The sequence below is a fragment of the Tessaracoccus yangjingae genome (assembly GCF_054483935.1).
The window spans coordinates 2,001,467-2,022,986 of record NZ_CM137014.1 but is presented as its reverse complement, the minus strand read 5'-3'; the positions used below and the strand labels follow the sequence as shown (position 1 = coordinate 2,022,986).

General features: G+C 68.0%; 24 protein-coding genes. 8 read left to right on the top strand and 16 right to left on the bottom strand.

Annotation, left to right across the window (positions count from 1 at the left end; translation table 11 throughout):
- Window positions 1–72 precede the first annotated feature (72 nt).
- Both ACX1D3_RS08895 and ACX1D3_RS08890 read left to right on the top strand, forming a co-directional pair.
- Window positions 73–327 carry a hypothetical protein gene (locus ACX1D3_RS08895; RefSeq protein ID WP_078919656.1) on the top strand — a complete coding sequence of 85 codons (255 nt, stop codon included), beginning with the start codon at window positions 73–75 and terminating at the stop codon, window positions 325–327.
- Window positions 324–1,709, top strand: coding sequence for a phenylacetate--CoA ligase family protein (locus tag ACX1D3_RS08890; RefSeq protein ID WP_458993585.1), 1,386 nt, complete (start codon window positions 324–326; stop codon window positions 1,707–1,709). Before ACX1D3_RS08895 ends, ACX1D3_RS08890 begins: the two co-directional genes overlap by 4 nt.
- Here the strand turns inward: ACX1D3_RS08890 and ACX1D3_RS08885 are convergent.
- The 11 genes from ACX1D3_RS08885 to ACX1D3_RS08835 all read right to left on the bottom strand — a co-directional run bounded on the left by ACX1D3_RS08885 (window position 1,663) and on the right by ACX1D3_RS08835 (window position 11,950).
- Window positions 1,663–2,451 (bottom strand): ABC transporter ATP-binding protein, encoded by a 789-nt coding sequence (locus ACX1D3_RS08885; RefSeq protein ID WP_458993584.1) that lies wholly within the window; start codon window positions 2,449–2,451, stop codon window positions 1,663–1,665. The genes ACX1D3_RS08890 and ACX1D3_RS08885 overlap by 47 nt on opposite strands.
- Window positions 2,448–3,248 carry an ABC transporter ATP-binding protein gene (locus ACX1D3_RS08880; protein WP_458993583.1) on the bottom strand — a complete coding sequence of 267 codons (801 nt, stop codon included), beginning with the start codon at window positions 3,246–3,248 and terminating at the stop codon, window positions 2,448–2,450. Before ACX1D3_RS08880 ends, ACX1D3_RS08885 begins: the two co-directional genes overlap by 4 nt.
- Complete coding sequence (locus ACX1D3_RS08875; RefSeq protein WP_078919660.1) at window positions 3,245–4,051, bottom strand: ABC transporter permease; 807 nt, start codon at window positions 4,049–4,051, stop codon at window positions 3,245–3,247. Before ACX1D3_RS08875 ends, ACX1D3_RS08880 begins: the two co-directional genes overlap by 4 nt.
- Window positions 4,052–4,116: 65 nt before the next feature.
- Window positions 4,117–5,082 (bottom strand): ABC transporter permease, encoded by a 966-nt coding sequence (locus ACX1D3_RS08870; protein ID WP_458993582.1) that lies wholly within the window; start codon window positions 5,080–5,082, stop codon window positions 4,117–4,119.
- 43 nt (window positions 5,083–5,125) lie between these two features.
- The gene (locus ACX1D3_RS08865; RefSeq protein ID WP_078919662.1) at window positions 5,126–6,670 is read right to left on the bottom strand and encodes an ABC transporter substrate-binding protein; all 1,545 of its coding nucleotides are present in this window, start codon (window positions 6,668–6,670) and stop codon (window positions 5,126–5,128) included.
- 118 nt (window positions 6,671–6,788) lie between these two features.
- Window positions 6,789–7,223, bottom strand: coding sequence for an OsmC family protein (locus ACX1D3_RS08860; RefSeq protein WP_078919663.1), 435 nt, complete (start codon window positions 7,221–7,223; stop codon window positions 6,789–6,791).
- Between the two features lie 226 nt (window positions 7,224–7,449).
- On the bottom strand, window positions 7,450–9,063 hold the full coding sequence (locus tag ACX1D3_RS08855) for a vWA domain-containing protein (RefSeq protein ID WP_458993581.1): 1,614 nt from the start codon (window positions 9,061–9,063) through the stop codon (window positions 7,450–7,452).
- 69 nt (window positions 9,064–9,132) lie between these two features.
- Window positions 9,133–9,951, bottom strand: a complete 819-nt coding sequence (locus ACX1D3_RS08850) for an AAA family ATPase (RefSeq protein ID WP_078919665.1) — start codon at window positions 9,949–9,951, stop codon at window positions 9,133–9,135.
- Window positions 9,948–10,442: a Mu transposase C-terminal domain-containing protein gene (locus tag ACX1D3_RS08845; protein WP_228383427.1), complete on the bottom strand. Its 495-nt coding sequence runs from the start codon at window positions 10,440–10,442 to the stop codon at window positions 9,948–9,950. The genes ACX1D3_RS08850 and ACX1D3_RS08845 overlap by 4 nt, the downstream gene beginning before the upstream one ends.
- A 16-nt stretch (window positions 10,443–10,458) precedes the next feature.
- Window positions 10,459–11,346 carry a TnsB C-terminal domain-containing protein gene (locus tag ACX1D3_RS08840; RefSeq protein WP_228383428.1) on the bottom strand — a complete coding sequence of 296 codons (888 nt, stop codon included), beginning with the start codon at window positions 11,344–11,346 and terminating at the stop codon, window positions 10,459–10,461.
- 7 nt (window positions 11,347–11,353) lie between these two features.
- Window positions 11,354–11,950, bottom strand: coding sequence for a recombinase family protein (locus tag ACX1D3_RS08835; protein ID WP_010534181.1), 597 nt, complete (start codon window positions 11,948–11,950; stop codon window positions 11,354–11,356).
- 193 nt (window positions 11,951–12,143) lie between these two features.
- Here ACX1D3_RS08835 and cmtR point away from each other — a divergent pair, with 193 nt between their 5' ends.
- Both cmtR and ACX1D3_RS08825 read left to right on the top strand, forming a co-directional pair.
- A complete protein-coding gene (cmtR, locus tag ACX1D3_RS08830; protein ID WP_006590980.1) occupies window positions 12,144–12,503 on the top strand; it encodes a Cd(II)/Pb(II)-sensing metalloregulatory transcriptional regulator CmtR in 360 nt (119 codons plus the stop codon).
- Window positions 12,500–13,102: a cadmium resistance transporter gene (locus ACX1D3_RS08825; protein WP_078919667.1), complete on the top strand. Its 603-nt coding sequence runs from the start codon at window positions 12,500–12,502 to the stop codon at window positions 13,100–13,102. Before cmtR ends, ACX1D3_RS08825 begins: the two co-directional genes overlap by 4 nt.
- Window positions 13,103–13,448: 346 nt before the next feature.
- On the opposite strand, the gene ACX1D3_RS08820 is transcribed toward ACX1D3_RS08825, so the two are convergent.
- From ACX1D3_RS08820 to ACX1D3_RS08810, 3 genes are all read right to left on the bottom strand, one after another.
- Entirely contained in the window at window positions 13,449–13,583 is a 135-nt protein-coding gene (locus ACX1D3_RS08820; protein WP_458993580.1) for a hypothetical protein, read from the bottom strand.
- 87 nt (window positions 13,584–13,670) lie between these two features.
- Entirely contained in the window at window positions 13,671–15,899 is a 2,229-nt protein-coding gene (locus ACX1D3_RS08815) for a catalase (protein WP_458993579.1), read from the bottom strand.
- 231 nt (window positions 15,900–16,130) lie between these two features.
- Complete coding sequence (locus ACX1D3_RS08810; RefSeq protein WP_458993578.1) at window positions 16,131–17,045, bottom strand: proteasome assembly chaperone family protein; 915 nt, start codon at window positions 17,043–17,045, stop codon at window positions 16,131–16,133.
- 197 nt (window positions 17,046–17,242) lie between these two features.
- Here ACX1D3_RS08810 and ACX1D3_RS08805 point away from each other — a divergent pair, with 197 nt between their 5' ends.
- Window positions 17,243–18,283 (top strand): hypothetical protein, encoded by a 1,041-nt coding sequence (locus ACX1D3_RS08805; protein ID WP_458993577.1) that lies wholly within the window; start codon window positions 17,243–17,245, stop codon window positions 18,281–18,283.
- The gene (locus ACX1D3_RS08800) at window positions 18,280–18,756 is read left to right on the top strand and encodes a tRNA (cytidine(34)-2'-O)-methyltransferase (protein ID WP_458993576.1); all 477 of its coding nucleotides are present in this window, start codon (window positions 18,280–18,282) and stop codon (window positions 18,754–18,756) included. The genes ACX1D3_RS08805 and ACX1D3_RS08800 overlap by 4 nt, the downstream gene beginning before the upstream one ends.
- A 41-nt stretch (window positions 18,757–18,797) precedes the next feature.
- On the opposite strand, the gene ACX1D3_RS08795 is transcribed toward ACX1D3_RS08800, so the two are convergent.
- Both ACX1D3_RS08795 and ACX1D3_RS08790 read right to left on the bottom strand, forming a co-directional pair.
- Window positions 18,798–19,682: a serine/threonine-protein kinase gene (locus tag ACX1D3_RS08795; RefSeq protein WP_458993575.1), complete on the bottom strand. Its 885-nt coding sequence runs from the start codon at window positions 19,680–19,682 to the stop codon at window positions 18,798–18,800.
- A gap of 106 nt (window positions 19,683–19,788) precedes the next feature.
- The gene (locus tag ACX1D3_RS08790) at window positions 19,789–20,667 is read right to left on the bottom strand and encodes a fructose bisphosphate aldolase (RefSeq protein ID WP_458993574.1); all 879 of its coding nucleotides are present in this window, start codon (window positions 20,665–20,667) and stop codon (window positions 19,789–19,791) included.
- 165 nt (window positions 20,668–20,832) lie between these two features.
- Between ACX1D3_RS08790 and ACX1D3_RS08785 the strand changes: the two genes are divergently transcribed.
- Together ACX1D3_RS08785 and ACX1D3_RS08780 are read left to right on the top strand one after the other, a co-directional pair.
- A complete protein-coding gene (locus tag ACX1D3_RS08785; RefSeq protein ID WP_458993573.1) occupies window positions 20,833–21,033 on the top strand; it encodes a hypothetical protein in 201 nt (66 codons plus the stop codon).
- 77 nt (window positions 21,034–21,110) lie between these two features.
- Window positions 21,111–21,500: a hypothetical protein gene (locus ACX1D3_RS08780; protein WP_458993572.1), complete on the top strand. Its 390-nt coding sequence runs from the start codon at window positions 21,111–21,113 to the stop codon at window positions 21,498–21,500.
- The last annotated feature ends 20 nt before the right edge of the window (window positions 21,501–21,520 follow it).

The window sequence follows — 21,520 nt, the reverse complement described above, 5'->3', positions numbered from 1 at the left end:
CCACCTGGTACCACGGCGCCACGGCAACTGGACCCGCACACTGCACTTGTCCAGTCAGCGCACCCGTTACAAGTGACCTCGGACGGCACGGCCACGCCGATCCTCACGCAACCCGTCGCCAACGAACCGGCCCCCGTCGGGGCCGGCGACGTCTTCGGCGCCACCGTGGAGGTGGAGTTCCAGGTCGCCCATGTCGCCGAAGGCATGGACCGATTCGCGGCACTGCTTCGAGCGGTGGCCAGGGCCGCCGACGCGGCCTCAACATCCAAGGGGTCGGGTGGGACCGCTACTGTCACGGAGAGAGCCAGCCTTGGGAGCTGGCCATGACAGCCCTGTTCGGAGAGCTGCTGGTGACCCGTTGGAGGACCCAACAGCATGATCGCTGGACCCGAACCCAGCTCGATGATCACCGGCAGCGCATGCTGGGGCGTCTGCGCGAGCATGCCGCCCGACAGTCGCCCTACTATGCCGACCAGCACCGCGGCATGCAGTCCGCCCCGCTGTCGCAACTGCCGCCGTTGACCAAGACACAACTGATGACGCAGTGGGATCGGCTGGTGACCTCTCCGGAGCTTCGCCTCGACTCGGTGACGCGACGGTTGCAGGATCTGGAGTCTGGGGGTGGTGATCCCGGACAACCCTGGCAGGGTCGTTGGTGGACGGCGGCCACCGCCGGCTCAACGGGCCAAAGGGGCGTCTTCGTCTGGAACCGTCGCGAATGGATCCGCATCCTCTCCTCCTACGCCCGCGTCAACGACTGGGCCCACGTGAAGGTCGGTCCACGCCGGCCTGTGCCGACCGCGATCGTGTCCACCCGCAACCCCGCCCACCAGTCCGCGGTCGTCGGCGCTTCCCTCCGCAACCCCCTGGTCCCCACCCTCCGACTCGACGCCACCCAACCCATCGAGGCCCTAGTTGAGGCGCTCAACAGATTCCAGCCCCGACTTCTGGTGTGCTACGCCTCAATGCTGGCGCCCCTGGCCGAAGCCCAAACCGCCGGGAACCTCCACATCGCGCCGGAGAAGGTGATCACCGCCTCCGAGGAGCAACTTCCCACAGCCCGGCACGCGGCGATCGACACCTGGGGTGTGCAGGTCATCAACACCTACGTCGCCACCGAAACCGCCACCATCGCGTCGTCCTGCAGCCACGGCTCGATGCATCTCTACGAGGACTTCGTCATCATCGAACCCGTCGACAACGCCTACCGGCCCGTCCCCGACGGCCACATCGCCGATCGGCTCCTTGCTACCGTCCTGTTCAGCCGCACCCTCCCGCTGATCCGCTACGAACTGACCGACTCGATCCGGCTGGCCACCGACCCCTGCACCTGTGGACTACCCTTCCGACGACTGGACACCGTCGCGGGCCGCACCGAAGCGACCCTCCGTGTGACCAGCAGGACCAGAGAACCCGTGCTGATTCGCCCTGGCCTGTTCCACGACGCCCTCGAACCGCTAGCCATCCACGGCTGGCAGGTCCAACAAACCACCGAGGGGATCACGGTACGAATCGTGGACCCTGACCGACGGGTGGACCTGCACCAGATCACCCGCCGACTCAGAGCCGGACTCACATCCGCAGGCGTCACCGACGACACCCACATCATCGTCACCCCGGTTCAGGAACTTGCCCGCACCCCGCTCGGCAAGGCCCCGCTGATCATCGGCCAGAAGCAGGGGGGACCGGGAGGCGGGGGATCGCGCTGATCAGTTGGCGCGTGCACGCCTCGTGCGGGTCATTCAGGATCGACATCGTCTCTCCCGTCTCGATGACCGTTCCGTCTTTGAGGACCAGTGTGGTGTCACACAGCGCCGCGACCACGCTCATGTCGTGGGAGACCATCACGATGCTCAACTGTCGCTCGCGCCGGAGTCGGGCCAGGAGTTCGATCACCTCGATGCGGGTGGTGACGTCCAGGGCGCTGACCGGCTCGTCGGCCACCAGGACGGCCGGGTCGGTGACCAGGGCCCGGGCGATGGCGATCCGTTGCCGTTGGCCTCCGGAGAACTCGTGGGGGTAGCGGGCGAGGGTGTCGACGTCCAGGCCCACCTCCTCGATCGCCGCCGCCACCCGGGCACGCCGCTGGGCAGCGGTTCCCCCGATGCCCAGCGACAGCAGCGGCTCGGCGACGATCCTGTCGACGCGCATCCTTGGGTCCAGTGAGGCGTAGGGGTCCTGGAAGACGGGTTGAACCGTTTGGCGCAGCTCGCGCACCTGGAGGCGGTCCCGCAGGTTCAACTCGGCCCCGTCGAACAGGACCCGGCCAACCGTGGGCTGGTGGAGCGCGAGCAGGAGTTTCAGCGCGGTGGACTTGCCTGAGCCCGACTCGCCGACGATCCCCAGGCTTCCGCCGGGAGTCAGCGCGAAAGTGACGCGGTTCAGGGCGGGGGCGGTGGCGCCGCGGTAGGTGAAACCGACGGACTCGAAGGCGAGCAGCGGCTTGGTCACGAGATGCTTCCTGTGGCCAGTGCCTCATCCAATGCGCGGGCGCTGGCGACGAGCCGGAGCGTGTACGGGTCGGTCGGGGCGTGGACGATCTGATCGATGGGCCCCTGCTCAACAATGTGGCCTCCCTGCATGACCAGGGCCCGGGTGACGGTGTGTGAGACGACGGCGATGTCGTGGGAGACGAACACCAGGCCCATCCCATGATCGGCACAGAGTCGACGGATGAGCTGGAGGATCTCCGCCTGGACGGTGACGTCCAGCGCGGTGGTCGGTTCGTCCGCGATCAGCATCGCAGGCCGGCAGGCCAGTGCCATCGCGATGGCGACGCGCTGCCTCTGGCCCCCGGAGATCTCGTGGGGGAACGCCCGCGACACCCGCTCGGTGGCGGGCAGAGCCACCTCCGTCAGCGCCCGCTCGACGGCGGCGTTCAGCTCATGGCCGCGGAGCCCTTGGTGCCGCCGGAGGGGCTCGGCGATGAGCTCTCCGATCCGGGTGAGGGGGTCGAGGGCGGTGGAGGGGTCCTGGAAGATCTTCGCCATCCTGCGTCCCCGGATCTCCAGCAACTGCTTCCTGGAGGCCCCGACGATCTGGGTGCCGTCGACGCGAATGGATCCTGAGGCTGTCAGCGACCGGGGCAACAGGCCGAGCAGCGCCAGGGTGGTGACCGACTTCCCGGAGCCTGACTCGCCGATGATCCCGACCCGTTCGCCTGGGTCGAGTGCAAACGAGATGGCGTCGACGACGCGCTTGCCGGATCCCGCGACCGTGATAGTGAGATCCTCAACCTCGATGTTCATCTGCGCTCCCGTCGGGTCGGATCGAAGCGTTCGCGGAGGCCGTCGGCCAGGGAGTTCGCCCCCAGCACGATCACCATGATGACCACGCCTGGGGCGACGGCGCCCCACGGGGCGGTCAGGACGGTGCTCTGAGCGCCCTGGAGCAGGCGGCCCAGCGACGAGTTCGGCGGCGGGACGCCGAGTCCGAGGTACGAGAGGCTCGCTTCGGCGAGGACTGCGGTGCCGAAGATGAGCGCGGCGGTCACCACGAGCGTCGGCCACATGTTGGGGAGCAGGTGGATGACCACGATGCGTGGCCAGCTGGTGCCCGAGGTGCGGGCAGCGGTGACGAACTGCCGGCGCAGCAGCCCTTTGGCCAGGATGCGGGTGAGTCGCGCCACCACCGCGGAGGCTGCCAGACCGATCGAGACCACGGCCGAGGTCAGGCTGGCGCCCTGCATGGCACCGATCAGCATCGCGAGCAGCAGGGTGGGAAAGGCGATCACCACGTCCAGGAGAGAGGACTGCACGTCGTCGACCCATCCGGTGGCGAATGCGGCGAGCAGCCCGACGATGACGCCGAGGGCCATCGCGATGGCCATGCTGCTGAGACCGACCGTCAGTGCGATCCTGGTGCCGACCATGACGAAGCTGGCGGTGTCGCGGCCGAGCTTGTCGGTGCCCAACCAGTGATCCGGTCCGGGGGGCTCGAGCCGTCCGCCGGTGGTGTCGGCGAGGTCGTAGGGCAACCAGAACACCGACACCAGCCCGACGATCCCCACAGCCACCAACAGGACCATCCCGAGCACAAGACTCACCGGCATACCTCGCCGTCGAGCCGGCACCGGGGCGATCGGCTCCGGAGCGCTGCTGATGTCGATCCCGGCGCTCACGCGTGCGCCCCGGAGAGGCTGGAGCGCAGGCGCGGGTCGACGAGGCGCTGGACCACGTCGGCTGCGAAACCGACGATCAGCACGAAGAACGTGGTCACCAGGAGGATCCCCTGGATGCTCGGGTAGTCGTGCTGGGCGATGGCCTTGGTCAGCATGCTCCCCAGCCCTGGCAGGGTAAACACGCTCTCCACCACGACGGCCCCCAGCAGGGTGGACGCGAGCTCGATCCCTAGGATCGAGATGACTGGCACCGAGGCGTTGCGGACGCCGTGGCGAAGGAACGCCTCCCCGAAGCCGCTGCCCAACGCCTGCGCATTGCGAAGATAGTCGCTCTCCAAGACGTCAAGCGTCGCCGACCGGACATAGCGCACCAGCGAGGCAGTCATGACGATCACGATGGTGGTGGCGGGGAGGAACAGGGAACGCAGCGCCGCGAGCGGGTCAGCCCAGCCCTCCCGCGGGAACCCCCCGGAGGGGAACAGCCGAAGCTCCAACGCGAACAGCCACACAAGAAGGATCCCGATCCAGAAGACGGGCACCGCGATGCCGAGCTGCGCCACAGCCGTCACGGCGACCCCGAGCCGCGTGTGAGCCCGAGCCGCCGCGACGTACCCGATCCCGCTGGCGAGCATGACGGAGATGACGAAGGAGATCAAGGTCAGCGGCAGCGTCACCTCCAACCGGGAAACGATGTCGGGCAGCACGGGGGTGCCGGAGATGAAAGAGGTGCCCAGGTCGAGTCGCATCACGTCTCCGACCCACCGCACGAGCTGTTCGTGGACGGGAAGGTTGGAGCCCACCTGCTGTTGCGCGGCCTCGATCTGCTCCGGGGTCGCGTCGACCGACAGAAGGGCGTTGGCGGGGTCGCCGGGCAGGAGCCGCAGCAGGACGAAGATCAGCAGCATCGCCAGCACCAACGACATCAGCAGGAAGGCGGCGCGCCGGGCCAGGTAACTACCCATGCTCCGGCACACCGCCCTCCCGTGTTGTGATTCCTAGAACTACTCAGGCCTTGGTGATGTTGTACACGTAGAACTGCGAGTTCAGACCGTTGACCGGGAACCCGGACACCTCGCTGCTCGCCACCACGATCTGCGGATAGAGGTAGAGCCAGTTGCTGGCCGCCTCGGTGGCGATGATGGTGTTGGCCTCCTTGAGCTTGGCGGTCTGCTCCTCGGGGGTGGCGGCCTGTTCGGCCTCGCCCACGAGTCGCTGAACGTCGGCGTTGTCGTAGCCCCAGTAGAAGTCCGGGTTGCCGTACCAGACCACGTCGCGGTCGTTGACATGCTCCTGAAGGGTCGCCTCGAACGCACGCTCCTTGAACACCACGGAGTACCACTCGTCGGCCGTGATCACCTTGATGTCGACAGTGATGCCCACCTTCGCGAGTTCCGACTTCAGGAACTCGGCCACTGCCGGGTGCGGGTCGTAGTTGGGCGTCTGCAGCGTGAACGTGAACCCGTCGGCCAGGCCCGCCTCGTCGAGTAGCTGCTTGGACAGCTCCGGGTCGTACGGGTTGAGGGAGGTCAGGTCCTCGTACCACGGGTCCGTGGGGGGCACCATGGATCCGATGAGCTGGCCGCGGCCCGCCCAGATGGACTCCAGCAGCTTTTCGCGGTCGACGGCGGAGTACACGGCGCGACGGACGCGGGCGTCGTCGAACGGGGCCACGCGGTCGTTGAACGCCAGGAGTTCCTTGGTGGTGGAGGTGCCCTCGCTGATCTGGAAGTCGTCGCTGCCCTCGAACGGGGTCAGGGCGTCGGGGCTCTGGATCGTGGTGACCAGATCGATCTCTCCGGTCAGCAGCGCGTTCGACTCCGCGCTCGCGTCGGTGAAGTAGTGGAACGTGGCGCGCGCGTTCTTCGCCGGCTCGCCCCAGTAGTCGTCGTTGCGGACGATGCTGAGGGTGCTGCCGCGTTGCCACTCATCGAACACGTAGGGACCGGTGCCGTCGGCTTCGACCTTGGGGTCGGCGAGGTCAGGGTTCACGATCCACACGTAGGCCATGAGGTAGGGAAACGAGATGGAGCGGTTCTTCAGCGTGAACTCGACCGTCTGGTCGTCCGGGGTGGCCACCGACTCGACGACGGCGTAGCTGCTCTTGCGCGCCGCCTGCGACGCCTCGGAGGTGACGCGCTCGAAGCTGGCCTTCACGTCGGCTGAGGTGAGCTCCTTTCCAGAGTGGAAGGTGACCCCCTCCCGGAGGGTGAAGGTGTAGGAGAGGCCGTCGTCGCTGACCTGGTAGTCCTCGGCCAACAGATTGGTCAGCGAGCCGTCGTCGTTGAGCTTGATCAGCGACTCGTACACGTTGCCGTTGAGGGCCTCCGTGACACCCTGACCGCCCGCATCGACGTTGCTGAGGTTGCTGGGCTCGTACAGGGACCCGATCTCGATTGAAGCCTCCGCATCGAACGCGGCTGGCGCACCGTCCACGGACGACGATCCGGCGCTGGGGGTCTCGTCACCGGAGGGACTGGCGCACCCCGTCAGCATGAGGCCGGCGGCCAACATCCCTGCCAGGGCTCGCACGATGTGACGTGGGTGATTCATCAAAAGGTCCTTCCGGTATGGCTCGCGAGCTTTGCCTCGCAAGGACTGCCAACACCCGCGGAGGCAGAATCATTCCTGGGGGAGGTCGATTTCACCGCAGGCGGACGACATCGCGCCCTCAGACGTCGGAGCCCCTCATTGTGACAGGGGTGCCGAGCTCGATGGTCCGCGACACAGTGCACAGCCGATCATGCGCCTGCTGAATACCGCGCCCCAGCAGGAGGCGCGCGCGATCCCCATCCTCGCCCTCCGGGAAGACGACCCGGAAAGTCACCTCGATGTCCTCAAGCCGGTTCCCAGTGGAGTCCTTCACCTTCGAGGCCGTGACGTCGACACTGAACGAGTCCGGCTCGGAGCGACGATGCGTGATCAGATCCACATCGATCGCGCCGCAGGCGGCGATCGCCGCCATCAACAGCTCCACCGGGGTGAACTCGCTGCTGTCGCCGCTCCCGATCGGGACCGAGCCCCCGCGCTCGTTCCGGGCCTCGAAACTCAGATGACTCAAGCGGGTCACCTGCACAGCGGCGGGGCGACGGGTCTCTTCGATCATTTGGTCCTCCTTCGTCCCGCCCAGCCTAGGTCTTCCGGCCAGAGGGCCTGAAGGTGGCCTGAGAGGGACGAGTCGGCAGGAAGTAGTCCATTTCCCGCGCGGTCCAGCCGTCCTCGAGCTGCATCCGCACTGCGACGGTGCCGCCAACGATCCGGTCACTTAACCGAATCCCGTCTACGGACGCACGGCCATGACCAGCGGCGCCATGCGTCCACGGGATGACTCCTCATGCTCGTCCAAGCACTAGCGTTGGCTCCCGCACTCTGGGAGTCGTGGGTCTTACCCGCAGGCTCGTTTGACGCAGCGTGTGATGACGTCGGGGTCCACCTCGTGGCGTTTGAGCAGGTCGCGGATGCCGTCGTCCCGGAGCAGGCACAGGAGCAGGCCGCAGACGTCGATGCCCGACGTGCCGGTCCCTGTGCCGGGGTCGGTGACAAATCGGTGGTCTGTCGTCCCCCCGTGCCCAGACGGCCAGGGTTCGTAGCTCTTCTCGGGTGAATCGGGTTCCGCGGAGGTCTGCGCCGGCTGCGCTGACCAGTATCCGGTAGACCCCGGAGACCGAGGTCGGGATCTCGCCGCGGTACAGGCCTGGTTCGGCCTCGGTCAGGGTCACCGTCGACGTGGTGCCGGTGGGTGAGGTGACTCCTGCGTGCACGGCGGCACTCCCCGAGAGGGGCACTCCGCTGTCGGTCAGGGTGACCTCGAGCCGCCCAGGATGACCGGGAAGCCGTGACTGCTGGCTGAGCGCGGCTGTCATCCGCAGCGCGCTGCGGGCCTGAACGCTGAGGGTGTAGGGGACACCGTGGGTCTCGACCGCGGTCAGGATCCGCTTGAACGCCTGGTCGCCGCCTTCCCTCTGGCTCAGCTCCTTGCGCAGCCTGGCCAGCCGGTTCTTGAGATCACGCTCGTCGACAGACAGCACCGACTGCCATTGGCCCGCCGCCCCGGCAGGTGCGGGGAGGACGTGGGCGGGCACGATACGGAGGACCCTGAACGCGGTCCCAAGTGTCTCGTTCGCGCCGGCGCCGGCCCTGATGCTGGTTCCATCGGGGGCGATGATCTCGACCCGAAGTGCCGCTGTCAGGTCGCCGAGGAGCAGAACGTCGGTGCGGATTTCGGCGTCAGTCAGGTCGAACGGGACGACCACCTTCCCGCCGATAGGGACGACCCCCGCCGGGTCGACGACGATGGCGGCATTGGTGGCCCCGGCCAGGACCTGCGCGAAGTACTTCTGCAGGAGAAGCTGGTCGTCCACGCCGGGGTTGCCAGTGAGGAGCAGGTATCCACCGGTGCCGTTGGCGATGTCGGACAGGGCCCCCGGATTGAGCTGGTCGGCTGTTCCCAGGCCGATGGCGAACACGCGGCTGTTGACCGACGCGGCCGCCTGCTCGATGGTGCGTTCGGCGGTCTCGTTGCCGTCGGTGAACACGATGGTGGCGGTCGAGTCACAGCCAGCGGCGACTGGGGCGAGCTGTGCGGCGGCAGCTTCCAGCCCGTCGCCGATGGCCGTCATCCCGGCGAGGTTCGTGGCCGTGGTCGAGATCGCGTTCAAGGCGGCCAGCCGTCCCGCCCCACCGATGGTGGGCCCGGCGTCGACGACGGCGGTGACCGGCGCCGCGTCGGTGTCGAACCGCACCACCCCGACCCCGTCAGTCGGGTCGAGCAGGGCGACGAACAGTGGCGCCGAGTCGTGCAGGACGCCCATCCGGTCCTTGCTGGGCAACCCCGATGGCAGGCTCATGCTGCCCGAGGTGTCCAACACCAGCGAGGTGCCCACGCTCGGGTTCGCCACAACCGTGGCCGTGATCGGCACCGTGAACACCTGACCAGTGGGAGACACCGTCACGGTCAGTGTCCCTGTGACTTCGTCTGCTGAATGGCGGGGTTCTTCGGTCGCTTCGTGGCGGGGTCAGGTGACACCGATGACCAGGGTGCTCTGTGCGGCTTCGATGACGTCGTTGGTGATGGTGTCGAGTTCGTTGATCTTCAGGACCCGCTGGATCTGGGGGAAGAGGCGTTCGAGGAGCCGGAAGTTGCCGCGGGTGATCCGTGCGATGGCTGCGATGGCTTGGGCGTCGGTGAAGTCGTCGGGGTCGAGGGTCTTGCCGAGGGATCGCCAGTGTCGCTCGAGGACGAACAGCAGTTCGTCTTGTCCCAGGGGCCGGTACTGGTGGGCGAAGCCGACTCGGCTGTAGAACTGGGGGTAGTGGCTGAACTGCTTCTCCAGGCCGGGCATGCCGATCAGGATCAGGGCGATGTCGTCGCGGTCGTAGCGATCGCGCAGCAGTTCCAGAGCGGCGGGACGCAGTCGTTCGGCCTCGTCGACGATGATCAGCTCCACGTAGTTCCTGCCGTGTCGCCATCCCCAGGCCTCGGGAGTGGCCGTGCCGGGAGGTACGAGGTGCTGCTCGATGCACATGTTGGTGCGGGTGATGGCTTGGGTCAGCTCGTCCTTCAGGGTCCGCGGGGTGGTCAGCACGCTGGGGGTGTAGAGCACGGTGCGGCTCCGGTTCAAGGCGGCGTAGATCTTGGCGTCGTCGTCGGAGCGCGGCCCCCAGTAGGTCAGCAGGTCATGAGCCTTCTCGTAGTGTGCGTAGCGGCGCGCGGAGAGTGTCTTTCCTACGCCGGCTGATCCGAAGCACAAACCGATGGTGTGCCCGCGGCGCACGGCGTCGGCGAACTCGGTGAAGCGGCGGTGCTCCTTGGTGACGATGAAGCGCTGGCTCACCTGAGGTCCTCCTTGTAGATCTTCAACGCCGACCTCGGCGCCGGAGCCGGTGCTTCGGTGATCCGTGGCGTCTCGGTAGGTGCGGCCACGAGGGCGATGCGTTCGTTGATGCTGGCTCGCAGCGCTCGGCGGCGGGCGTTGCGCGCGGCCTGGATCTCCTTGAGGCTGACCTTTTGATCGTGGTGCTCTTGGTTGACGGCCTTGCAGACGAATTCGTCGTGATCGAAGACGCGGATCTCGGTGATGTCGCGGGGGTCGTAGCGGATCACGACCGAGCGTCCGACGTAGCCGGCCAGAGTTGGCGAGACGTAGCGCAGGCCCTGGAAGCGGATGCCATCGCGGCGCACGACGCGGGTCTTGGCGACGGTCAACAGCAGTCTGTCGAGGTCTTCCAGGCTGTCGGGCATTCGGGGCAGCCAGCCGTCCGCGATCCACGCGCTGCGCGGGAAGGTTCCGAGCTCGCTGTGCGTGCGGTCGTTGTAGGTGGCCACGAACGCCTCCAGGGCGCTATCGAGGTCGGCCAGGGACAGTTTCGGTGTCGGCCAGGGGTCCCCTTCGGTGATGTGTCCGGGCAGGGTGGGCGAGTAGCTCGGTGTTGATGGTCCCGAAGAACCGCTCGATCTTGCCCCGTCCCTGGGGTCGGGCGACGGTGGAGTGGATCAGTCGGATATGGAGGTCGACGGCGGTGTGGGCGAGCTGGTCACTGGTGAAGTCGCTGCCGTGGTCGACGTAGAGCACGTCGGGCAAGCCGCACATCGGCCAGGCCGGGTCGGTCTTGTGCCAGATCGCTTGGCGCAGCGCCAGGGCGGTGTTCATCGCCGACGGTGCGCCCAGGAAGACTGTGTAGCCGCAGACCGCCCGGGAGCAGTCGTCGAGGATCGTTGTCAGCCATGGCCGTGCGGGCTTGCCGTCGGTGCCCACCACCAGGATGTCGAGCATGGTGTGATCGGATTGCCACATCGCGTTGGGCAGCTCTGCTTGCCGGCGTAGCACCAGCTCGTGCTTGTCGCGGTAGGACGCTGCGCCCTCCAGGGCGAGGGTGACCATGCCGGGATCCAGGGTCCGCACGATGTCCCACACCACCGAGTAGGAGGGGACCGGCCATCTCCGGGTGGCGCAGATGCCGGTGACTTTGCGATGGATCGTGGCGATGGCCGGCCGCGGCTTGCTCAGTGCCAGGCCCTCGATCAGGTCGACGAGGTCGGGCGGAAGGCGGCGGGTCCCGGTGTCCGCCCGTGAGGCTGTCTCCAGTCCGGCGTAGCCGTCGGCGCGGTAGCGGGCGTGCCAGCGCTCCAGGGTCCGCAGCCCTACATCGGTCTCGCGAGCTAAGCGCGCGAGGGGCACCTGGTCCTCGACGTGGAGCCTGAGGATTCGCCACCGCGCTCGAGCGTCCACGACGCACCTACTGCAAGGCGTTCTCGCGCCCGCGCTCGGCGCGCTGAAGGGCGCGGTAGACCGTGGAGCGGCCCACGCTGAACAGCTCGGCCAGCTCGCCCACGGTGTGCTCGTCGGCGGCATGTAGCTGGACGAGGTGAGCTTCTTGCCGGGGGGTGAGTTTCGGTGACTTCCCGCGCAGCCGGCCCTTGGCCTTGGCGACCTTCATCCCCTCGCGGGTGCGGGCACGGATGAGGTCGGCTTCGAACTCGGCGACCATCGCCAGCACGTTGAACAACAGTTTCCCCATCGGGTCGGTCGGGTCGTACACCGATCCGGCGATGCTCAGCTTCACTTCCCGCGCCGCGAGGTCGTCGGCGATCTGGTGGGCATCACGGACTGAACGCGCCAGCCGATCGAGCTTGGTGACCACGAACGTATCGCCGTCCCGACAGGCAGCCAGCGCCTGCCGCAGGCCCTCACGGTCGGCGTTGCGGCCCGTGAGCCCGTGATCGACGTAGATGCGCTTGGGATCGACGCCGAACGCCGCGAGTCCGTCACGCTGCGCGGTCAGGTCCTGCTCGTCGGTGGAGACTCGGGCATAGCCGACCTTCAAGGGGGACATGCTCCCCAGTGTGTCATATAGCCTCCCTTCACCGGACAGTTCACCGGACGGGTCTTACGGGACAGCCCGCCAGGCGTGCCGTCGTTCCTCTCGATAAGTAGCGGTGGTGTCCGGTGAGGGTTCCCCTTACGGGCATGCGATCTGGGCTGACGCCTGTGACCGAGTGTTCAGTGCGCGCTGTATAGTTCAGTCCATGCTGACTATTGCTTCGCGTCTCGACGTGATGAACCGCCTGGGTCGTGCACTGGCCGACCCCACTCGATCCCGGATCATCTTGACCCTGCTCGACCATCCCGCTTACCCGGCGGAACTGGCCCGAGATCTGGACCTGACACGCCCGAACGTGTCCAACCACCTGGCATGCCTGCGCGATTGCGGGATCGTCGTCTCCGAGCCCGAGGGTCGTCGGACACGATATGAGATCGCCGATTCGCACCTGGCGCAGGCGCTGACGGCACTGGTCGATGCCACCCTGGCAGTGGACGAAGACGCCCCGTGCATCGATCCCGCCTGCTCGCTTCCCGGATGCGACGCAGCTGGGGAGGGCGCATGATCCTCACCTCGGTCTTGCAGGCGATGGGCCTGTTCGCAGCGACCAACATCGACGACATCATCGTGCTCTCCCTCTTCTTCGCGCGAGGGGCAGGCCAGCGCGGCACTACCGCCCGCATTCTGGCCGGCCAGTACCTCGGATTCGCCGGCATCCTCGGTGCCGCGGTCCTGGTGACCATCGGTGCCGGAGCATTCCTGCCCTCGGCAGCCATCCCGTACTTCGGTCTCATCCCTCTGGGCCTCGGCCTCTGGGCCGGATGGCAGGCCTGGCGCGGAGACGATGACGACGATGACGACGAGGCCAAGGTTGCCGGCAAGAAGGTCGGCGTGTGGACAGTCGCAGGCGTCACCCTTGCCAACGGCGGCGACAACATCGGCGTCTACACCCCTGTCTTCCTCAGCGTGGAACCTCTCGCAGTAGTCGCCTACTGCATCGTCTTCCTCGCGCTCGTCGCGGTCCTGGTGGCCCTGGCAAAGTTCGTCGCCACCCGCCCCCCGATCGCCGAAGTGCTCGAACGCTGGGAGCACATCCTCTTCCCCATCGTTCTCATCGGCCTCGGCATCGTGATCCTCGTCAGCGGCGGAGCCTTCGGACTCTGACGTAGCGGCAGCGATCCAAACGGCCCCGACCGGGCGCACCCCTCTCGGTTCAGACCGCGACACCTACCTGCAGCCAGTCCTGCGTGATCGCGGCAACAAGACCGCCACGGAGCGCTGCAAAAACCCCGCCACCAAGCGAACGAAGCCACACCTTGCGCGCGTCGGCACCGTCCCCTCCGTCGCACGTTCGCCGCACGAAACAATCCAGATCGAAGCCGATTCGGCGTACTTCGTAGTCAAACGGATTTCAAAGGAGGTTCAAGTCCTCTCTCGGACACAAGTTGAAACCCCCAGTCAAACCGGCGAAAGCCGCTCTGACTGGGGGTTTTGTCATTCCCGGCCCACGTCACCCTCCGCCAGGAAGCGCCGATCCGTAGCGTGTTGACGGCACGCTCGCCGCACGATCGTCACCGACGTGGGTCGAGAGGCCGGTCCGGTCGCTGACCGACAGTTCGATGCGCGACTCGAGCACAATCGTCACCAGAACCAGACTCAACGCCAGGATCCGCGCATAAGGCGCGTTCCCAGAGCGGTTCTGAGCCGGACGCGCCAGTTCACCCCGTGTGGGTCAGGGGTTGGTCGGAGGGCCGGCCGGGAACCGTTTCCACGCCCGGTGGGCGGCCAGCAACTTGGCCAACTTCGCCACGGCCTCAGCGGGCTGGGCGATCACCACCCCTGCCGCCGACTCCGGGACCCCGGCCGCGACCAGCGCGGCCGTGGCTTCTGGCGCCACCGCGATCGCCTTGCAGTGGCGGTACATCTCGGCGAGCATCTTAGCCACTCGCGGATCGACCGGTTCCCCAGCCGTGCCGTGCCCGGCCTTGGCGTCGAACGTCTCCTCCGCGTCGGGTGCCGGAGTGGGCGCGTCGACGACGAGGACGGCGTCGAACTCGATCGAGGCCGCGGTGAGGAACGCACGGTCGATGACCACCTCGCCCAACTTCCCGCCGCGTGGTGCTGTCACCAAGGGCAGCATGCCCGCGGCACGCACCGCGTCCCTGGCTGCGGCGACGGCGTCGGGCGGGGTATCGGCGTCCACCACGACGGCGATCTTGCGGCCGGTCACCGGCCAGGTGCCTCGAATCTGTGACAGTGCGGCGCTGGGCGGGGCATCGGAAGCAGGCGGGATCGTCGGTTCCGGCGCCGGCAGGCCGAGACCTTGGGCGACCTCGGCGCAGAGGTCGGCGTCGATGTTGGCCAGGCACTGGAGCTGCCGGACCCGCACCGACTCTTCGTAACACTTGCCCAGCTCGAAGGTGTAGGCGCGGGCCATGTGCCGGCGCTCCACGTCGGTCAGGGAACGCACGAACAGGGTCGCCTGGCTGAAGTGGTCGTCGAAGCTCGCCGAGAGCTCACGCACCTTGTCGCCGGCCACAGGGGTGGGGACGTCGATGAAGGCGCCCGCCTTCTCGTCGGCCTCGGCCGGGTTGCCGCCGTCGAGGGAGTTGGGCCGGTAGGGGGCCACGCCGCCGTGCACGGCGCTCTGGTGGAAGCCGTCGCGGAACATGTCGTTGACCGGGCATTGCGCGCGGTTGATCGGGATCTGGCTGAAGTTGGGCCCGCCGAGGCGCGTGATCTGCGTGTCGATATAGGAGAACAGGCGTACCTGCAGCAGCGGGTCGTTGGTCACGTCGATCCCGGGCACCAGGTTGCCCGGGTTGAACATCACCTGCTCGGTCTCGGCGAAGAAGTTGACCGGGCGGCGGTTGAGGGTCATGGTGCCGATGATCTGAACCGGGCACAGCTCCTCGGGCACGAGCTTCGTCGGGTCCAGCAGGTCGATGCCCTCGAAGGTCTCGTCCTCGGTGTCCGGCATCACCTGCACTCCAAGGTCGTAGGACGGGTAGGCGCCGGCGTCGATGGCGTCATAGAGGTCGCGGCGGTGGAAGTCAGGGTCGTTGCCCGCCGTCAGCTGCGTCTCCTCCCACAGTTGCGAGTGGATGCCCTGCTTCGGCTTCCAGTGGAACTTCACGAGCGACGTCTCGCCGGCGTCGTTGATCAGCCGGAAGGTGTGGACTCCGAATCCCTCCATCATCCGATATGACAACGGGATCCCCCGGTCCGACATCACCCACGCCACGTGCGCCTGCGCCTCCGTGTGCAGGGAGACGAAGTCCCAGAAGGTGTCGTGCGCGCTCTGCGCCTGCGGGATCTCCCGGTCCGGCTCCGGCTTGACCGCATGCACGATGTCCGGGAACTTGATGCCCTCCTGGATGAAGAACACCGGCATGTTGTTGCCGACGAGGTCGTAGTTGCCCTCGGAGGTGTAGAACTTCGTCGCGAACCCGCGCGTGTCGCGGACCGTGTCCGATGACCCGCGGAAGCCCTGCACGGTCGAGAACCGGACGAACACCGGCGTCTCCACCCCGCGCTTGAGGAATGCCGCCTGGCAGAGCTTGGTCGCGCGACCGTTGGCCACGAACACGCCGTGAGCCCCGGTCCCGCGCGCGTGCACGACGCGCTCCGGGATCCGCTCGTGGTCGAAGTGGGTGATCTTCTCGCGCAGGTGATGGTCCTGCAACAGCACCGGGCCGCGGGGCCCCGCCTTCAGCGCGTGATCGGTGGTGCGCAGCCGCGCGCCCTGCGAGGTGGTCAGGTACTCGCCCTGCTGCGCCATCGCCTCCGCGGGCGCCCCGGTTGGGGCACCCGTAGGCGTGACGGTGGCCGGCCCCTGCTGCGACGGCTTCGGCGGAGGCGGCGCCACCGGCGCGGTGGGCTCCTCGAGCGCGGGCCCGGGGACGCCTGGCCCCTGCGGCGGGGTCAACGGCTCGGTGGGCTTCGATGGGGTGGGCGACATCTCTGGTGCTCCTTCACCTCGACACCCGGGGCAGGCCGCCATCGGACTGCCGACGGGTCACTGCCTGTCAGGTCACTGCCTCGCCGGAACCAGCCCGCGGGCCGGTCACGACGTCCACCTCGTACCCAGGCCAGTGCGACCTCAAACAGGAAGGCGCCGCCCGTGCCCGGTCCGCACGGCTCATCGGCGCCGCGAGGAGGGGGTCAGCAGTTCGTCAGATCCAGGTCGACGTCAGTCTTCGTCGTCGGAGACCGTCCGCAGGAAGTTCTCGAATTCGGCGCCGAGCTGATCGGCTGAGGGGATCTCGGAACCCTCGGCGGCCCACAGGTTCGGACGGTGCTGTCCCTGGACGAACGCGTCGTACTGCTGCTCAAGCGCAGCGACGACGGCGCGCACCTCGTCGTTGCCTTCCACCTCGGAGGCGATGGCGCGACGGTTCTCCTCGGCCAGGGCGACGAGGTCGTCGTTGGGGAGGTTGAGCCCGGTGACGTCGACGATGGCGTTGAGCGCCGCGAGGGCGCCCTCGGCGAACTCCGATGCCGCGAGGTAGTGGGGGACGTGGACGGCGAAGCCTGCGGCCTGGTGCCCGGACTCCCCGAGGCGAAGCTCGAGGAGCGCACCGATCGAGGCGGGCACCTGCACGCGCCCGAAGGGTGAATGGACGTCGCGGATGAGGGCTGCGTCCGTGGCATGGGCCGTCATCCCCACGGGCCGCGTGTGCGGCACGCCCATGGGGATGCCGTTGACGGTGACCACCAGCCTGACCCCGAGCTCGACGACCAACTCGCGGATGGCCTCGACGACGCGCTCCCACTGGAAGTCCGGCTCAGGGCCGGTCAGCAGGTGATACGGGTGGCCGTCGCGGTCCGTGAGCCGCTGCAGCACCATCGACGGCGCCTCGTACTCCGACCACCTGTTGGTGTCGAAGATCATGGTTGGGCGCCGGCCGCGATAGTCGAAGAGCTGGTCGATGTCGAAGGTGGCCACCATCGAGGCATGCCCGGTCCCGATGAGATGCTCACTGAGCATGCGTTGCACCTGTCCGGCGTCGATGAAGGCGCCGAGGGCCACGACGAGAACCCCGGAGCCGCGCTCGCCGCGGTGAGCGTCGGTGGTGAACCGGTAAAGATCGGAGGGGTTCTGCACGGCACGCGCCTTTCACGACAGATGGATCTTCTCCTGGGCCAACGACCGGATGCCCCCACGGATTCCCGCATCACGTCCCACGAATCGTTGGGAAACAGGTAGTCCGACTCTACCCTCCAGCCGTGGGCGTCACGACGCCCGGAACGGGCGGCTGGGCGTAAGATCCGACGCCAGACTGAATCGGCGAAGAGCGAGGCGTGCACGTGCGGCAGGAGCGGGACACTGCGACACCGGCCTCGCGCGCCCATGCGGTGTGGACCACGGAGACGGGCCCGACGCCGTCCACCATCGTCATCGGCGACCTCTGCCTGGACCTGAACGAGGAGGGTGGGCGGGTTCTCGAGCCCGCGTGGGGGTCACCCGCGCTGTTCATCGCCCGGCAGTTACAGACCTCATATGGGCTCACCGCCCTGGTGAGCGGGTCCTACGGGGCAGACCTGCTGGGCCTGCTGGGCGACTTCCGGCTGGACCGGGGGCCGGACGGCCTGCGCTCGCTGTCCTACAGGAATGTCGTGGAGGCCGCGCGCCGCGACACTGACTCGGCCGGGTGTACGCCCCCACGGGTCCAGTACTGGCGCCCCTCGGATCGGGAGCCCGCGCCGATCAGCATGCAGGCCCTCGACACGACCCACGACCTGCTGTACTTCTGCCCCCTGATCCCCGACCTGGATCGGGCCGCCGACATCGCGGCGATCAGGGATGCCCACGCGGGCGCCGCCGAGGTTCGGGTCCTGCTGGCGCAGGGACTGATGCGAACCAGCGGGACGCCCGGGGACCGCTCGTACATGCCCGTTCTGCGCCGCGACATCGGCGACGAGGAGGCCGCGACCTGGTCCTGCTTCGACATCGTCGTCTTCTCCGACGACGATCAACCGACGGCGGTGGAAAGGGCGATGCGCTGGTCGTCATCCTCGCCGCGCACCGGTTTCATCGTGACGCGCGGGCACCTGGGCGCCACCCTGTGCATCAAGGGCACCGCGACGCCGATCAGCACCCGGCCGCTGCTCCATCCCGCCACCACCGTCGGGGCGGGCGATGTCTTCGCGGCCGTCGTAGGGGTGGAGTTCCATCGGGCCCACGTGGTGGCGGGCATGCCACGGTCATCAGTGATGTACCGGGCCGCGGTCAGGGCTACCGCCGCCGCATCGGCCTTCGTGCGTTCGGGGCCGGCTCCCGCGCGCAGGGACAGCTCGGACAGCTCGAACGACCTCGTGCACGATGCGATGATGGCGGAATGAGCCTCCCGCTGCGCATCCTGTTCGACTCGCCGCGGATCCCGAACAACACGGGCGCGACGATGCGGCTGGCTGCGGTTACCGGCGCCGAGCTGCACCTGGCCCGGCCGTTGGGCTTCGACATGGACGAGGCCAGGCTGAGGCGCGCGGGCCTCGACTACCGCGACGAGGCGGCCACCTTCATCCACGAGTCCCTCTCGGCAGCGTTGAGCGCCTTGGCGCCGGCGCGGGTCTTCGCCTTCACCGCCCACGCCGAGACGGTCTACACAGACATCGCCTACCTGCCCGGCGACGTCATGCTCTTCGGTCCTGAACCCACGGGGCTGGCCAAGGAGGTTCTGGCTGATCCTCGCGTGACCGCTCGGTGCCGGATCCCGATGCGGCCAGGCATGCGTTCGCTCAACCTGGCCAACGCCGCCGCCATCGCGGTCTACGAGGCCTGGCGTCAGCTGGGGCACCCCGGCGCGCGCGCCTGAACGCTGGGGGCAGGTGGTTGCACGTGCCCCGGACGGGGACGTCAGCCCTCGACGAGCGCCCTGCGGGGCAGGGCTGGCTCCATCACACCGTCCGGGACAGGCTGGTCTGACAGTGTCGCCTCTCCGCCCGGCTCCATCATCTGCGCGACGACGGCGGCGGAAGGCCGCTCCGCGGGATCCTTCGCCAAGCAGGCGGTCACCAGCGCCACCAGGTCCGACGGCGTCTCCTCCGGAAGCGGGGGCGGGGTGTCGCGGACGTGGGCCAGCGCCGTCGCGATCGGCGTCCCGCGGTCGAAGGGGCGGGAACCGGTCAGCATCTCGTGCGCGAGCACCCCGAGCCCATAGATGTCGGAGGCAGGGCCCAGCTTCTGCCCGAGTGCCTGCTCCGGGCTCAGGTAGTGCGAAGTGCCGAGCACCTGCCCGGTCAGCGTGTGCGACTCCCCCTCGACAGACCGGGCGATCCCGAAGTCGGTGAGCTTCGCGCCGGTCTCCGGCACCAGCACGTTGGCGGGTTTGATGTCGCGGTGGATGATCCCCGCCTCGTGCGCCACCACCAGTGCCGACGCCAACTCGTAGAGAAGGGTGCGGGTCGCGTCGTGACTGAGCGGACCGGAGGACAGGAGAGTCGCGAGCGTGGGCCCGTCGACGAACTCCATCACCAGGCAGGACAGGCCGTCCACGTCGACGTAGTCATGGACGGTGACGATGTTGGGGTGCACCAACTGGGCGGCGAAGCGCGCCTCGTCGCGGAACCGCTCCACCAGAGCGAACTCGTCCTGGGTATGGGGGTGCATGATTTTGAGCGCCACCCGCCGCTCCAGGACTTCGTCGAAACCCTCCCAGAGCTGCCCCATCCCGCCAGAGGCCACATGGCCGATCAGACGGTAGCGCTCCGAGAGCACCAGTCCCGGTTTCAGTCGCTGCACCCAATCCTCCGATCCACCCGCCGGAGGGGCGTGAACCTACCGAGCATAGCCCGCGCGGGCCCCCGAACCCGCATGGCCGCTCCCGCGTCGCCCACCGCACCGGCCTTCAGGCCATGGACGCTGCGTAGATGTCGGCGATCGAGGAGTCCAGCATCGCGTCGAACTCCTCATCGCTCTGGCTGACCTGCAGCCCCTCCATCAGCGCCCGCGCGAAGCTCGCGACAACGCCGTGCTGCCTCGCCAGGCGGGCCGTGGCCTCGGCCCTCGAGTACCCGCCCGAGAGGGCGAACACCCGCAGCACGCGCGGATGCGACACGAGGTCGGCGTACAGGTCGTCGGTCTCGGGAAGGGTCAGCTTCAGCATCACCCTCTCCCCCTCCGGCAGGTCGTCCAGGCTTGCCGCGAGGAGATCGTGGACGTGCCGCTCCGCGTCGGCCTTGTGGGGTGAGGCGATGTCCACCTCGGGCTCCAGGATGGGCACCAGACCGCCCGCGAGAATGCGCCGCCCCAGGTAGATCTGCTGCGCGACGGCGGCCTCGGCGCCCGCACCGGGGGCCCGCACCACGGAGCGCATCTTGGTGCCGAAGATCCCCTTCTGACCCGCGGCCCGCACCATCTCGTCCAGACCGTCGATCGGCTTCATCAGCTGGGCGCCGTCGACCTCATCCTCCAGCCCGCGATCGACCTTGAGGATGGGCACGATGTGCTTGACATCCCACAGGAAGCGCGGCGTCGGCTGCCCCTGCACCTCTCGGTCCATGGTCTGGGCGAACAGGATGGTGGCGAGGATCCGCTCGCCGTCGAAGCTGGGGCTCGACATGATCCGCGTTCGCATGGCGTGCACCAGATCGAACATCTCCGCCTCGTCGGCCCACTTCTCCAGGCCGTAGCGCTGCAGCGTCTTCGGGGTGCTCCCGCCGCTCTGGTCCAGCGCCGCCACGAAGCCGGGTGCCTCGGCCATCTTCTGATACTGCTGCTCGAACATCTTCAGCCTCCTCGTCACGCGCGAGCATGAGGGGCGGCGGGCCGTCGGGCGTCGTCGCCCGCTCCTGTCCTCCCAGTGTCCCACCGCTCATCCTCCGGTGCTGCGAAACGGCCCCGCCCCATGGGCTGGACGCGTAACGTCATTACCCCATGGAGAGGAGCCACCATGACCGGCGAGCAGCACGACGAGGTCTACGACCCCGAGGTCCACCCCAGCCAGGACATCCTGCAGCCGGACGCGGCGCCTGGCCACACCGTCCTCGACCCAGACGCCGGCGGCCACGCCCACCATCCCGTCTCGGGCGAGTTGCCTGGAGACTCGCTCGGAGGACTGAGCAATGCGGAGAGCGAGACGCGCTTCGACTGACCCCGCGGACGGCCCGGCACCGGAGGCCTGGGGGCAGGCGCTACGGTTGGGGGATCGACGACGAAGGGCGGACCATCATGGGCTTTCTGGACAAGCTGCTGCGGCGCGATACCGGTGACGACGACGGGCCGGTGCAGCTCTCCCCCTTCAGCTCCGAGGCGGTCCAGCCCGCGCTCAGCGACCTGATCGAGGCGCTGGAGGCGCTCATCGACGCGATGGACTCGGACGAGGCCCCGCTGTCCAATCCGGGCTGGCGGGGCAGGCTCCACGACCTGCGCGAGTCCCGCGGCGGGTTGCGGATGCTGGCCCGCAAGCCCGCGTTCACCAAGGAGGACCTGTTCGAGGAGCTGGTGTGTGTGCGGCCGCTGTACCGCGGAGCCCCGCCGAAGGACTTCGCCAACCTTGCACCGCTCAATGATCGGGTGATCGAGACCATCGAGGCCGTGCACCGGGCCGCCGCATCCTAAGGGAGCCACCCCGGGGCTTT